11 protein-coding genes, 1 tRNA gene and 1 pseudogene are annotated in these 11,808 nt (G+C 59.2%); 5 read left to right on the top strand and 8 right to left on the bottom strand.

Annotation, left to right across the window (positions count from 1 at the left end):
* The coding region (locus tag VJV58_RS05655) for a hypothetical protein (RefSeq protein WP_324136355.1) at window positions 1-1,085 on the bottom strand (1,085 nt) is incomplete at its 3' end.
* Window positions 1,086-1,183: 98 nt separating this feature from the next.
* Window positions 1,184-1,456, bottom strand: coding sequence for a hypothetical protein (locus VJV58_RS05650; protein WP_324136354.1), 273 nt, complete (start codon window positions 1,454-1,456; stop codon window positions 1,184-1,186).
* Between the two features lie 187 nt (window positions 1,457-1,643).
* Between VJV58_RS05650 and VJV58_RS05645 the strand changes: the two genes are divergently transcribed.
* The gene (locus tag VJV58_RS05645; protein WP_324136353.1) at window positions 1,644-1,883 is read left to right on the top strand and encodes a hypothetical protein; all 240 of its coding nucleotides are present in this window, start codon (window positions 1,644-1,646) and stop codon (window positions 1,881-1,883) included.
* A gap of 87 nt (window positions 1,884-1,970) precedes the next feature.
* On the opposite strand, the gene VJV58_RS05640 is transcribed toward VJV58_RS05645, so the two are convergent.
* The 5 genes from VJV58_RS05640 to VJV58_RS05620 form a co-directional block, all read right to left on the bottom strand.
* On the bottom strand, window positions 1,971-4,088 hold the full coding sequence (locus tag VJV58_RS05640) for a methyl-accepting chemotaxis protein (RefSeq protein WP_324136352.1): 2,118 nt from the start codon (window positions 4,086-4,088) through the stop codon (window positions 1,971-1,973).
* Window positions 4,089-4,147: 59 nt separating this feature from the next.
* The gene (locus VJV58_RS05635; RefSeq protein ID WP_324136351.1) at window positions 4,148-5,323 is read right to left on the bottom strand and encodes an ABC transporter substrate-binding protein; all 1,176 of its coding nucleotides are present in this window, start codon (window positions 5,321-5,323) and stop codon (window positions 4,148-4,150) included.
* A 430-nt stretch (window positions 5,324-5,753) separates the two neighbouring features.
* Window positions 5,754-6,710 carry an MBL fold metallo-hydrolase gene (locus VJV58_RS05630; protein ID WP_324136350.1) on the bottom strand — a complete coding sequence of 319 codons (957 nt, stop codon included), beginning with the start codon at window positions 6,708-6,710 and terminating at the stop codon, window positions 5,754-5,756.
* Window positions 6,711-7,013: 303 nt separating this feature from the next.
* A tRNA-Ser gene (locus VJV58_RS05625) sits at window positions 7,014-7,103 on the bottom strand.
* Between the two features lie 291 nt (window positions 7,104-7,394).
* On the bottom strand, window positions 7,395-8,525 hold the full coding sequence (locus VJV58_RS05620; protein WP_324136349.1) for an ROK family protein: 1,131 nt from the start codon (window positions 8,523-8,525) through the stop codon (window positions 7,395-7,397).
* Window positions 8,526-8,847: 322 nt separating this feature from the next.
* Between VJV58_RS05620 and rplU the strand changes: the two genes are divergently transcribed.
* The 3 genes from rplU (at window position 8,848) to VJV58_RS05605 (ending at window position 10,492) form a co-directional block, all read left to right on the top strand.
* On the top strand, window positions 8,848-9,366 hold the full coding sequence (gene rplU, locus VJV58_RS05615) for a 50S ribosomal protein L21 (RefSeq protein WP_324136348.1): 519 nt from the start codon (window positions 8,848-8,850) through the stop codon (window positions 9,364-9,366).
* Between the two features lie 81 nt (window positions 9,367-9,447).
* Window positions 9,448-9,720 carry a 50S ribosomal protein L27 gene (gene rpmA / locus VJV58_RS05610; RefSeq protein WP_215622275.1) on the top strand — a complete coding sequence of 91 codons (273 nt, stop codon included), beginning with the start codon at window positions 9,448-9,450 and terminating at the stop codon, window positions 9,718-9,720.
* Between the two features lie 175 nt (window positions 9,721-9,895).
* Window positions 9,896-10,492: a GNAT family N-acetyltransferase gene (locus VJV58_RS05605; RefSeq protein ID WP_324136347.1), complete on the top strand. Its 597-nt coding sequence runs from the start codon at window positions 9,896-9,898 to the stop codon at window positions 10,490-10,492.
* 99 nt (window positions 10,493-10,591) lie between these two features.
* Here VJV58_RS05605 and VJV58_RS05600 read toward each other — a convergent pair whose 3' ends face one another.
* Window positions 10,592-11,509 carry a DMT family transporter gene (locus VJV58_RS05600; protein ID WP_324136346.1) on the bottom strand — a complete coding sequence of 306 codons (918 nt, stop codon included), beginning with the start codon at window positions 11,507-11,509 and terminating at the stop codon, window positions 10,592-10,594.
* A 191-nt stretch (window positions 11,510-11,700) separates the two neighbouring features.
* On the opposite strand from VJV58_RS05600, the pseudogene VJV58_RS05595 reads away from it, so the two are divergent.
* A pseudogene (locus VJV58_RS05595) lies at window positions 11,701-11,808 on the top strand (dehydratase); the annotation flags it as partial.

The following is an 11,808-nucleotide window of genomic DNA, read 5'->3' as shown; positions in this document are numbered from 1 at the left end:
GACGCGATCCTGCGACCGAACAATCGTGCCAGCGTCGGCCCAGCGCGCGGCTTCTCGTCTTCGGAAAGCGTATGGCAGGCCACACACGCGCGGAATACCTCAGCGCCGTGATCGCCGGCGTAGCCAGCGAGCGGATCGGCCACCGTGCCTTTCAGCGTTGATCCCATCGGCTCGCCGGTCAGTGCATTCCAGCGACGGATCGCAGCATCGGCGCCACCCGTCAGCAGTGTGGTGTCCGGTAAAAACGCCAGTGACCAAACCGGCGCAGGGCCGACTAAAGTTCGCAACACCGCCCGCGCCTTGCGATCGATAATCGACACTGAGCCATTTATTCCGGCAGCGGCGATCAACGCTCCATCCGCGGCTATTGCAAGCCCCACAATCGGAGCCGGACTTGCTTGTATCTCGCCGGTCTGCTTTGCACCCCTCAGAAAGCGTACGTAGCCGTCAGCGCCACCTGTTGCGATCTCCCCATCCACCGCTACGGCGACGGCATTCAGCGGCGATGGCAGGGTGATGACATCGGGCGGCGCGTCGTGCAGTGGCCAGATCCTGAGCGTAAGGTCATAGCTGACGCTGACCAGCGATTTTCCGTCAGGCGTGAATGCAACCCCGTTGACGTTCTGCGAATGGCCTTGCAGCACGCGCTTTGCACCGGAACGAAGTGGCCAAAGCCGTACAGTCGAATCCCAGGATGCGGATGCGAGCGTCGAACCGTCAGGTGACACGGCAAGTCCCACAATCGGTCCGCGGTGACCTTCCAAAATCTCGTCCGGCTGCTGGTGGCCCGCCGTCCAGATCGCTATTCGCGCGTCCGCGCCGCCGGTCGCCATGCGCCCATCTTGCAGGAAGATGACCGCATTCACCGCATCGGAGTGAAACCGGAGGACCTGTTCTGCTGATTCCGTGGCGAGAGACCATCGGATCGCGGATGTATCGAAACTGCCGGACAGCAGATTCTCCCCGTCAACCGAAACCGCCAATGCTCTGACAGGACCGCCATGGCCGGACAACTGCGCCACGGCAGGTTCGATATCCAACCATAGCACCGCGGCGATTACCCAGAGATACAGTCGCCAATTCATAGCTACATCCACTGAGGCGATAGTCTCGGGCTACCGCCATGGCCTCTCACATTTTCAGTGGGTGCCTGGGGCGAAGTCAAATCTGCCGGGCGCGGCTATTACTGGGGCTTCACCACGGTCTTGGATGATCCGTCGGGAGCCGCCTGCATGCCGGGCGGGCTTTGTCCTTGAGGACTCTCCGGGGGTGCGCCGCCCGAAGAAGTGTCGATCGGTCCCGTCCATCCCTGCGGCTGCAGTTCGCCTTTGGCTTCCGGCGCCGTGCGGCCCGTGGTGGAATTGAGCGAATTTCCGTTTGGTTGAGCCGTTTGCGCCACGGCAAAACCAAAGGGCAGACCGACAGAAAGGAATATTGTGAGCGCAGCTAGCCGCATTGGAATTCTCCGCCCTCGTTTGCAAGAGGCCGAAGCTCGAACGAAGCAACCGCGTGTTCAGTTCCATGTTGCAGCGCGGCTCTTCTCAACTGGGCTGATTGGAGCTGCTGGTTGGCGCGCCGTTATGTGCTTGAACTGCAGGCGTGCGACGCCTATCGTGAACGCCTTGTGTTGGAAGGAATGCGAAATGCAAATACCTTCAAAAGCATACGAGCACTTCATTTCAATTTGTCGATCGCTGCAGGTTTGGGTCTCGCCGCACGATCAGAATATTGAAAAGCCGCTTTCTCCCTGGCTCGCCTACACCGCGCTGTCCTTGGCGATGCTCTTGACATTACTGGAGATCGATCTGCACCGGGCTGAACTTGGTCTTATGTGGCTGATCAATGACAAGGACAACGCTGATCCGATTCTTTTCGGACCTTAGATCCTGCGCTGCATCACCTTTGGTGCCCCTGCACTGTAAGTTCTTCGCAAATCGTTGCTGCCATCGCAAGAAGCGGGGGGCTAAAGGTTACGCGGCTCTCACAGTGTTCAGGAAATTGGCAACCTGAAGCTTGAGGCGATTGCTTTCTCCGGACAGGGATTGAGCGGAGGAAAGAACTTTCGCCGAAGCCGAGCCCGTCTCGCGCGCTCCTTTGTTTACATCCACGATGTTGGAAGCCACCTCGGTTGTACCTTGTGTTGCCTGCTCGACATTTCGGGCAATTTCCTCGGTCGCGCCACCTTGCTGCTCAACAGAGGTCGCGATCGCCGCAGCGATTTCCGATATCCGATTGATTGTCGTTCCAATCTGCTTGATGGCGCCCACCGAATCCCTGGTCGCGAGCTGCATCCCGGCGATCTGGCTACTGATTTCGTTGGTTGCGCTAGCGGTCTGCGCCGCGAGCGCTTTCACTTCTTGCGCGACGACCGCAAAGCCCCGTCCGGAATCACCTGCTCGCGCCGCTTCGATGGTGGCGTTGAGCGCCAGCAAATTGGTCTGCTCGGCGATCGTGGTGATAAGATTGACGACATCCCCGATCCGCAGCGCAGCCTTCGAAAGCTCGTTAATGCGCGCGTCAGTAGCTTCTGCTTGACTCACAGCTTCGGCGGCGATCCGGTTCGACTCCTGGACCTGCCGACTGATTTCTGCGATCGACGCCGTCATCTCTTCCGCCGCTGCGGCAACCGACCTGACATTTGAGGAGGCTTCTTCGGACACCGCTTCCACGCGCCCGGAGAGCTTCTGCGTGTCTTCCGCAGTCTTCGTCAAGCTGCTCGCTGAGGCTTCCAGCTCCGTTGAAGCAGAGGACACGGTCTGGACGATATCACCGACTGCGGCCTCAAATTCGTCAGCCAGTTTCTGCATCTCCATTCTTCGCTGGGCGCGCGTCTGTTTTTCCGCTTCGGAGCGTTCGGCGCGCAGCCTGTTGGATTCGAGCATATTGCTCTTGAAGATTTGCAGTGCTTCCGCCATGTCGGCAATTTCGTCCGAACCGCCGGTTGAAATGTCGGCGGTCAAATCGCCGGCGGCAATGGATTTCATGCTGTTCTGCAGACGCACCAGGCGACGGACGACACCACGTCCAACGTAATACCAGCCAACCACCAGTGCGGTGCCAAGGCTGAGGAGCGCGAGGGAAATCAGGATAACCCGGCCCTGCTGGATTTCGGCCTCGGAGTCTCGCACCGCTCTGGCCGCGGCCGCCTGGCTGCCCTTGCCCAGACTCGCAACTTCCTTCTCGAATTCCTGGGCGAGCATGCGATTCTCCGCCACCACATTGGCGGCGGTCTTGGCGGCGACCAATTCCCTTTGTTTCAATTCGAAAATGTTGCCGGCGTCCCTGCCGGTTTTCACCAGTTCATCGACGAGCTTCGATGTCTCGGCTTCCTTGAGGGCAGCGGCAGCTTTGCCGAGATGCCTTGCCGCTGATGTGAAGCGGTCCTTGACGGGCGGCAGCAGGTCGGCGGACTTGAGGTCCGCCGCTTCAACAAGAATTCCCAGCATAAGGTTGGATTCGGCACGCATTTCGAGAATTGCTTGTAGCGCCCCCAATTCATCATCAACCAAGGCCCCGAGCATCTTCTGAACGTCCTCGAGGTTCTTTTTGTCCGCCGCGGTCTGGAGACCGATAGTCAAGGTGAAACCGGCATCGTCGGCCAGCGGCGCCAGCTTTTCGGCAAGCTGCTGATGCGATTTCCGAGCAGTGGCGATAAGCGCGTCACGCGCAGCGGCAATGGTCTGACGCTCGGTCACAGACTGCACCAGCCGATCCAAATTCGCCAGGATGCGATTAGCGGTGCTGTTGAGCTTTGCCGCATCGGCGCTGGCGAGTGAACCAATGCTTTCCGTGAGTTCCTTGCGTGCCGCAGCCAGAACCTTGAAAGCCTGCTCGCGCTCGGCGACATCCGTTGCGGCGAGCACGTGAGGCGCGGCGGCGGCGACTTCGCCCGCTGCCCTGACAACGTCCGATGCGCGAGTAATCTCCGGGAGGCTCCTTTCGGCAATCGCGCCAAGCGAGCGCCCAAGGCTGTCGTATGAAATGATCGCACTGCTGCTCGCGAGCACGGTGAGCGCAGCGACGACTCCAAAAGCCGTAAACAGCCGACCGCGAAGTCCAAAGTGGTACCACGAAATCGTAGTCTTCATCTTCACCCTCTGGCTAGCAATCTCAAATGCCGCGAACGGCTTGTACGATTTGCTCTGTGCTACGACCCGAACTTCTCAAGACGACTGACCGCCCTGAAGCTGCCGTTCGGCTGAATCACAGTCAGAAACACTTGATCAGAGCCGCGGTTGCTTGAGTCGCTGTAGGCGAGTTTGAAACCGCCAAGGTCAAAAGTGCCGGCCTTTTGCACAGCGTCGATCAGCGCTTTACGGGTAGGTTCGCCATCAATCCTCTCGAGCGCAGCGATGATTGCTCGCCCAACAAGATAGCCCTCGAGCGAGACGAAGCCCGGCTGAACGTCCGGAGCGGTCGCTTTCAGCGAGGCCTGGTAGCGCCCGACCACCGGGATTGCGGTGTCTTTCGGAAACGGAACGACCTGAGTGATCACGACGCCGGCGCCTGCGGGACCAAGCTCCTTTGCAAGCGCGTCGGAGCCAACAAAGGAGATGTTAACAAAGGTGGGATTGAAGTTGATCTGTTTGGCGACCTTGATGAACTCAGCCGCAGGCTTGTAGGGGCTGATCATGATGACCGCTTGAGGCTGGACTTTTCTGACGGCCAGCAGCGCGGCTTTGACCGCCACCGTGTTCCGCTCGAAGGTACCCTCGCCGGCGAGCTGCATCTGTCGCTTTTCGAGCGCTTTCTTTACGCCTGCAAGGCCGGCCTGACCGAAGGCATCGTCCTGGTACATGATTGCGATTTTGGATACGCCGAGATCCTTGGTCAGATGTTCGACCATGGCTTCCGTTTCCTGGAAGTAGCTGGCACGGATGTTCATCACCAGCGGCTTGTAAGGCTCACGCAGGAACTCGGCCCCCGTGAAGGCGCCGATGAACGGCGCCCCTGCAGCGGTTGCAATCGGCTGGGTGGCCGCTGCTGTTGGCGTGCCAACCGTGCCGGCGATAGCAAACACTTTATCTTCCTCGAGCAGTTTCTTGACGGCTTCGATCGACTTGGTCGGCTCGTAGCCGTCGTCGACGCTCTTGAGTTCAAGCTTCCTACCCTTGATCCCGCCGGCTTTGTTGATCTCGGCGAATGCTGCTTCGAGTCCCGCTTTCATGCCGCGGCCTAACGCTGAGGCCGGTCCTTCGAGAGCGGTTGCCTGACCAAACACGATCTTGGTTGCGGAAATTCCATCTTCAGCGGACGCAGGAATAGCTGCGGCGAGCAGGCTAGCTAACGCAAGATAGAGCGCTTTGGACCGCGAGGCTTCCATCTGGGCATCCTTGAGAGCGAAGTCGCCAAAAAGTGGGGCGGCGCTGGTTCGCCGGCGCAACATAAAATATTGGGTGATCTTGCTCGTAGAACCTTCACAAAGAATTACCTGAAGGCGGTGCCCGGGAGCTTATCGTCTGAAGGTTTCCTGGAATGCCCCTCATGCGACATCGCCCGGGCTCGTCATTTGAGCGGAAGAAATTCGCTGAGGTTGAACGTCCCTTGAGTTCTCTCAGAGATTGCACGGGATTTCGGGGCATCGGGTCGAAATTCAGCTTCTGGTGAAAGCAAGCGCAGATCGTGACGGCGTCCGTGGCGGGCCACCTCTTGCGGATGTCTTGGCGCGAAGGTCGTCACGTGAATCGTGAGCGGCCTGATCTCGCACTACCGTTCTTCTGCGGGCTCGTTTACGTGCACTGTATTGAGACTACTCACAATGGGAGCCGAAGCAGATCTCTTCCGACAATTACTTTGCCGCCGAATGTCTCCCGAACAGCGTCGCTCCATACGTCGGGTGTGAGGGTTCTATCATCCGGAGGCACGAAGTGATTGAGCACAAGCGTTTTGACGTTCGCCATTGTCGCGATGCGGCCCACGTCCTCGGCCCGGGTATGGTGGCTCAGGATGCTGGCCTTGAGCTTATCAGCATTCGGCCGACGGCTCACGAGCGCGTCCACACCTGGTGCGTACAAGACTTCGTGCACGAGATAATCGGCTCCTTTCGCGAACTCAGCCAGCGGCGGAAAGAACGCAGTGTCGCCTGAAAAGACCACCTTCTTGTCGCCTAGTTCGAATTTGAAAGCGTAGCTCTCGGTGACCGGCGGGTGAATGACCCGCAGCGCAGTAACCCGGACATCGTCATGGGAGAGCACGAGACCTTCCCTGAACTCGTGAGCGGCGACAAGCTTGCGCGGATCGGGTCTGCCTTCATCAGCAATCCGCGTGTCTATGTCGAAACGATTGGACTCCCAATAGGCCGACAGCATGGCGTGAAGGCCTATCGGCGCATAGACATCGACCGGCGTTCGCAATCCAGCCGCCCAAGCATTGTATAGCAGCGGGCCAAGTTCGAGGTTGTGATCGGAATGGTGGTGCGTGATGAAAATGTACCGCAGTAGGGGCAAGCGGAGCCCCGCATCGACCAACTTAAAGGTGACGCCGTAGCCAGTATCGATTACGTACGGAACGCCCTTGTAGACCAGCAGATTTGCCGAGGGGCTGGGGGCGTAACCTCCGATGAACGGGCCGCCTCGGGTCCCGAGCAATACGATGCGGTCGGGACCGGGATCAGTCGCGGGTTGTTGCGCAAGCACCGATTTGAAACCTGAGCCCAAGGCGCCAATTGTGAGACCGGATTTGATCAGAAAGCGCCGGCGCGTGAACGACATCGGCACGCTCCCGTATTCCCAAGCCAAATTGTCGAACGAGGTGGATGTTAGTCGACTCTCCCCGCCTGTAAAGTGTCGGGACCATCACCTTCGCGCCTGGCAGCGCATGTACACCAGCGTCTCGACGCGGCATTCTCGAAGCCAGAACCCGAGGATCATCATCGCCAACCTTGAGAGCGCTCTGGAGCGTCGCTTACGTCAACTGAATTTACTGTCAAACGAGAAACCAGATCGATATGGCCACTTAGGCTGATCGGTGAAGCAGCCGCCGGTTCAAATACCCGGGCTGGACAATGCGACTGCTGGCGGAGAGGGAGGGATTCGAACCCCCGATAGGCTTGCACCTATGCCGCATTTCGAGTGCGGTGCGATCGACCACTCTGCCACCTCTCCTGGCGCCATAGCGGGCGATTTCATTCGCCCGTGGTCGGGGCGAGTTCTAGGCGAGGACGGCGGGGCAGACAAGGCGTTGCGGGCTGAAATTGCCGGCGGGCAAAGCGAGCCGAAAAAGGTGGGACCGCCAGACGCGATAAAAACCGGCGGTCCCGTGTCGCATCATTGAAATTGTGGCCGGGAAGTGCGGCTTCGCCGGCCAGCCCGAGCGACGATCCGACGCTAGCAATCTCTCCGCAATCGGCAATGCGATCCCGACTTTAACCTAAGTGATCAAGGTTACCGCGCAGCCTAGTCCTTGTTCTTCTTCTCTTTTTTCTCGTCCTTTTCTTTGTCTTTTTCTTTGTCCTTTTCTTTCTCCTTTTCCTTGCGGCGGTTGGTAAAGCGCGCGTTGCCGAGACCGGTCCCGATGGTCAGCACACCCCAGCGCTCCACATCCTGCATGAAGGGAACCTCCGAAAGGCCCTGCACCACGCCGTCGTTGTGCATCAGTACCGTAGTGTCATGCTCGCCGATTGTCGGGATTGCTTCGATCAAACTGAGCGGCAAATTGAACTTGCTGCTCTCCCAATTGCCCGGCAGGTTCTGCGCGCCTTTCTCAATCGAGCCATCGGCGTTGATCACGCCTGGGCAGGCGATCCCGACGAATGGCGCGAGCTTTAGCCCTTCCGCCTCAGCCGTGGAGATCAGGCTTTTGAGCATCTTCACCAGGCGTTTTACCGCGCCTTCGCGGGTCGGCTCGTCATCGGCGTGGCGCCAGAGTTCGCTCTCCCGCACCGATGCCTTGGAGAGATCGGGCGCTTTTTTCGAGCGGGTCTCGACCACGCCGCAGCGGATGTTGGTGCCGCCAATATCGACGGCCAGGATACTATCGTGAGCTTCGAAAATCCACGACGGCGCGAGGTGAAGGCAGCCGATCAAGCCGGCTTCATCGGGATGAGACCGGATAGGCACCAGATCGACCTTGAAGCCTTCCGATTTGAGAATGATGTCGGTACGTGCGATCGCCAGTTCGCCTACCCTGCTCTCGCGAAAACCTCCCCCGACCACAATGCGCTCGGTATCATCCCAGGCTTTGGTCTTGAGAAAGCGTTGCGTCACATAAGCGAGTTCCTGCGCGAATTCCTCAATCGCGCCGATCACCAGGGCCGCTGCTGGTATGTCATCCCCAAGCAGCGCCTCATCCAGCACGCTTTTGCCGATCGCCTCCGCGGATTTATTGCCGAGCGGATCGTCTCCGTTCTTCTTCAGCGGCTTACGCTGCGCATCGAGGATCTTGCGAAACGCGCCCTTGCTGGCACGGTCGCCCAGAAAACCTTCATCGTCCTTCAACTCGACGTTGAAACTGTCGACGTCCACGGACGGCAGGCGGCTCGCGCCGTGGCGGGCGATGCCAGTACTCTTTCCGTTAGCTTCAGCCATTTTTCCCTTGCCCGATCGGACTCGCGAGACAACGGCGAGGGAACCCATTGGTTGCGTTGCAGCGCTGCAAATGAGCTTTTTCAGGCCAAAAATGACCCTGATAGCCCGGATCGGCCGACTTTAAGGGGTGTTTTCCTTGACTCTGCTCGATCTCCGGCTATAAGTCCCGCACCCGGCGCCGGGATTCCTCGCGCCGATTGTTTTTGCGCGGATTTCCAGGGGACCCGCTCCCCGAACGCGCGGAAATCGAATCCATAACGACTGAAGAAAAAGCCGGCCCGGACCCGTCCGAGGCCGGGATCGAACACGAAGGATTAAAACGATGTTCGCAGTCATCAAAACCGGCGGCCGGCAGTACCGCGTCGTTCCGGATGATGTGCTAGAGATAGGCAAGATCGCCGGCGATGTCGGAACGATCGTGCAGCTTGGCGAAGTTTTGCTGGTCGGAGGCGATCAGCCGGTGCTCGGCGCACCCACGGTGCCTGGCGCTACGGTTGCAGCCGAAGTGTTGCAGCACAAGCGTGGTCCAAAGGTGATCGCCTTCAAGAAGCGTCGTCGCAAGAATTCGCGCCGCAAGCGCGGCTATCGCGACGAGATCACGGTGCTGCGGATCACGGAGATCCTGACCGACAACAAGAAACCGACGGTCGGACCTCGGCCGAAGAAGGAAAAGCCGGTTGCGGCGGCACCCGCCGAAGGCGAGGATCAGGCGCCAAAGCCTGCGAAGAAAAAGGCGCCTGCAAAACCAGCGGCCGCCAAAAAGGCCGCGGCCAAACCTCGCGCCAAGCCCGTGGCCAAAAAAGCTGCCGCAAAGAAGCCCGCCGCGAAGGGAAAAAAGTGATAAAAAGTGACGCGCGACAAAAAGTGCAATGATTCCGTCACGGAATTGATCTAGAGATACGGCGAAGTTTGGAGACGAGCTATGGCTCACAAAAAAGCAGGCGGTTCATCGCGAAACGGTCGCGATTCAGCGGGCAAGCGGCTCGGGATCAAGGCGTACGGCGGCGAGCACGTGATTCCCGGCAACATCATCGCGCGTCAGCGCGGCACCACCTGGCATCCTGGCCTTAATGTCGGCATGGGTACCGACCATACCCTCTTCGCCAAGGTCGAAGGCCGAGTCGAGTTTCGCGCAAAAGCCAACGGCCGCACTTTCGTCTCGGTTGTTCCGATGACAGAAGCCGCGGCCGAATAGACGGTGGACAATATTACTCCGCCGGATCCTGTTGAACCGGTGGAGCTTGAGAAGGCTCCGAAAGGGGAGGCGGGAAACCGGCCTCCCTTTTTTATTGTGCGTGTTCTCTCAAAAGACACGGGGCTTGCTTCCCGAACCCCGAGTCATTTTTGGATTGCATTTTCAGGAGCCCGACATGCTGCAGGATCTCCCTACCCCGACATTGCGCGAGGCAAGTCCTTGCGTCCTCGAGACCGAACGGCTGCTGCTACGCAAGCCGACGCTCGCGGACGTTAAAGCAATCGCGCGCCTCGCCAACGATCGCCGCATTGCCGAGAATACGCGTCGGCTGCCGCATCCTTATTCCGAGCAGGACGCGATCGAGTTCGTGCGGGCGATCGCGGCCGACAATCGCGAGACCGTGTTCCTGATCGAAAGCGATTCTTCGCCGATCGGAATGGTCGGGATCGACTGGCGCCAGCATGACGCACCCGAACTCGGCTATTGGCTCGGCGTCAAGTATTGGGGCCAGGGCTTCGCAACCGAAGCCGCGCGCGCAGTGATCGATTTTAGCTTCGAGGAGTTCGATGCCGAACGCCTGATCGCAGGCGCGCGAGTCGCCAATCCGCCGTCGCGAAACATTCTCGAGAAGTGCGGGTTTCAGTGGAGCGGGGTCGAACTGCATCGGTTCGTGGCGTTGGGCTGCTCGACGCCGGTCGATTGTTTCCGCCTCTCGCGTGGCGTCTGGTCATCGCTGAAGAGCTGGCGCCGTTCGACGAGGCGCGCGCGCTAAGTGCCGTGCAATCGATTGTTCTCCAAGCAGAGTCCCCGTATTGGGGGACTCTGCGAACCGACGTGTCTGTTTCAGACCGGCGGGCTGACCACAGCTTCTTCAGACCGGCGGGCTGACCACAGCTTCGCCTCGCCCGAGGCGTCGCTCGCGCAGAAAAATATACAATCCAGCACCGATTATGATTGCCGCGCCAGCGATGGTCGAGATCGGCGGCACGTCACCGAAAACGAGATAGCCAAAAATTATCGCCCACATAATCATCGAGTATTGATACGGCACCACCACGCTCGCGGGAGCAAGCTTCAGCGAACGATTGACGCACAACAGCGCACTCACTGAAACACAGCCGGCTGCGGCAAACAGCCCGAGGCTGCCTAGACCTGGCGTAACCCATCCGAACGGCGACATCAACGCGCCGAGCGCGAAAGTGCCGGCGAACTGCGATGATGCAAGTATGATATCCGGCGTCGCGCGCAACGAGCGGGTGATCAGCATGAGCACCGCAAAACAGAGGCTGCCGCCGAGCGCGATCATAGCCGGCCAACTCACCGTCTGTGACGAGGGACGGAGCGCAATCAATACGCCGCAAAAGCCGATCAGGATCGCGCTCCAACGCCGCCAGCCGACCTGCTCCCGCAATACGATCGCGGACAACGCGGTGACGAAGATTGGACAAGCGAGATAGTACGTGGTGACGTCGGCAAGCGGCAGATACACGGTCGCCAGAAAGAACGCCGCCACTTCGAGAGTCGAGAGCGCTACCCGTAGCAATTGAAGCCATGGCCGCTCAAGCCTCACGAATGTCCCACGATCTCGCCAGATCATCGGCGATAACACAAGCAGCGCCGCCCCGGCGCGCAGCCACAGCAGCTGCCCGACCGAATAGGTGGCAACCATGTATTTCCCCAACGCGTCACCTAGCGAGAACAGGAATATCGACAACAGCATCAATCCGATGCCGGTGATGCGCGCAGAGTGATTATCGTTTGCAGTCGAGATTTTCGCGAGGATGCTCATTGAGATCGGCCCACGCCCATGTTTCGGCCCAACTTCTTGCAGCCATCCGCGCTTCTCACTCCGCGCGTTTTATAGGGCTGAGTGCATAGCGCAAGCCTGCACGGCTCCGACATGAGGGATTGACTGAACAGGTTGTCGCGGGCATCCCGCTGCGATACTTCTCACCCACAATTCGCGCAGGAAATCCCGATATGACGGAATTCGATCCCGCGGCGCATAGGATGGTGAGCGAACAACGCTGGTTCGAAGACTTTGTGGTTGGCGAGCGCTTTGTCATTCCCAGCCGCACCATGACGGCC

The sequence above is a fragment of the Bradyrhizobium sp. genome, assembly GCF_035273305.1.
Taxonomy (GTDB): domain Bacteria; phylum Pseudomonadota; class Alphaproteobacteria; order Rhizobiales; family Xanthobacteraceae; genus Bradyrhizobium.
This window is presented reverse-complemented; position numbering and strand designations above follow the sequence as displayed.

Excerpts from the sequence above, each read along its gene's own strand:
- VJV58_RS05640 (WP_324136352.1), bottom strand. The coding sequence starts at position 4,088 with ATGAAGACTACGATTTCGTGGTACCACTTTGGACTTCGCGGTCGGCTG.
- VJV58_RS05645 (WP_324136353.1), top strand. The coding sequence starts at position 1,644 with ATGCAAATACCTTCAAAAGCATACGAGCACTTCATTTCAATTTGTCGA.
- VJV58_RS05650 (WP_324136354.1), bottom strand. The coding sequence starts at position 1,456 with ATGCGGCTAGCTGCGCTCACAATATTCCTTTCTGTCGGTCTGCCCTTT.
- VJV58_RS05635 (WP_324136351.1), bottom strand. The coding sequence starts at position 5,323 with ATGGAAGCCTCGCGGTCCAAAGCGCTCTATCTTGCGTTAGCTAGCCTG.
- VJV58_RS05600 (WP_324136346.1), bottom strand. The coding sequence starts at position 11,509 with ATGAGCATCCTCGCGAAAATCTCGACTGCAAACGATAATCACTCTGCG.
- rplU (WP_324136348.1), top strand. The coding sequence starts at position 8,848 with ATGTTCGCAGTCATCAAAACCGGCGGCCGGCAGTACCGCGTCGTTCCG.
- VJV58_RS05605 (WP_324136347.1), top strand. The coding sequence starts at position 9,896 with ATGCTGCAGGATCTCCCTACCCCGACATTGCGCGAGGCAAGTCCTTGC.
- rpmA (WP_215622275.1), top strand. The coding sequence starts at position 9,448 with ATGGCTCACAAAAAAGCAGGCGGTTCATCGCGAAACGGTCGCGATTCA.
- VJV58_RS05630 (WP_324136350.1), bottom strand. The coding sequence starts at position 6,710 with ATGTCGTTCACGCGCCGGCGCTTTCTGATCAAATCCGGTCTCACAATT.
- VJV58_RS05620 (WP_324136349.1), bottom strand. The coding sequence starts at position 8,525 with ATGGCTGAAGCTAACGGAAAGAGTACTGGCATCGCCCGCCACGGCGCG.